This is a genomic window from Pseudomonas sp. Choline-02u-1 (genome assembly GCF_002836515.1).
GTDB lineage: Bacteria > Pseudomonadota > Gammaproteobacteria > Pseudomonadales > Pseudomonadaceae > Aquipseudomonas.
The window spans coordinates 1-759 of sequence record NZ_PJBC01000037.1 but is presented as its reverse complement, the minus strand read 5'-3'; the positions used below and the strand labels follow the sequence as shown (position 1 = coordinate 759).

1 protein-coding gene is annotated in these 759 nt (G+C 55.3%); it reads right to left on the bottom strand.

All coding sequences use genetic code 11. The features are described from left to right. Positions 1-603, bottom strand: a 603-nt coding sequence (locus CXF97_RS13990) for a hypothetical protein (RefSeq protein ID WP_101159031.1), incomplete at its 3' end; no start/stop codon positions are given. Positions 604-759 lie beyond the last annotated feature (156 nt).

Sequence of the window (759 nt, the reverse complement as noted above, 5' to 3'; positions counted from 1 at the left end):
GGCTTCTGGCCCGATCTCCATGTAACTGCGCATGCATTCCCACAGCGCCATCGCGGTTGTGCCGCCGCCGCAATTGAAGCCCCATGAAAAATGCTGGTTGTCTTCGGCAGCGTGCGGGTCTGGGTTTTCGAAACCGATGACCAGCAGCCCCATCGTGGTTTTACCGGCCTGACTGACTGATGAATGCTGAGTGGCAGCGGCTGTTACGGTTTCCCAAGGGACGATCCAGTACTCGCCGTTGTCGCGGGGGACGCAGACTTCACGACGTTGACGATTGAAGCGTATGGGTAACGGGACTTCGCGTAAGAGGCCCTGAACAACGAAAAGTGAAGGGATACCGATGACAAATAACGCCCCAAGCCAGATTAATCCGGGATCCGGGGTGATGTAACCCATAAATACGAACACCATCAGCGAAGGCCACATCACCATCACCGCCGAACCGATGCTGTAGTTACCAATATCGAGAAACACCTCGTTTTTGCGCCAGATGGTGTTGAGTACGTCGCAAGGCCTTTCACCCGTAGGAACAGGTAATGGCGCCAGATAATCGTTGCGCGAAAATATCCGTTTTTTTGTGGTGCCTGCCATTGGCGTGCTCATACCTGAGCCTCCGCTCGCCCGGTCAACTCGGCCTCGCGTTTGGCAATGGCGGCTTCCAACTCCGGGGAACGTTTGGCCCATTGTTCCGGCGGGAGTGGCTTTGACCATTCGATGATGTCGGTATGGAGCAAATCAGGTGGCGGATTCAATTTCCAG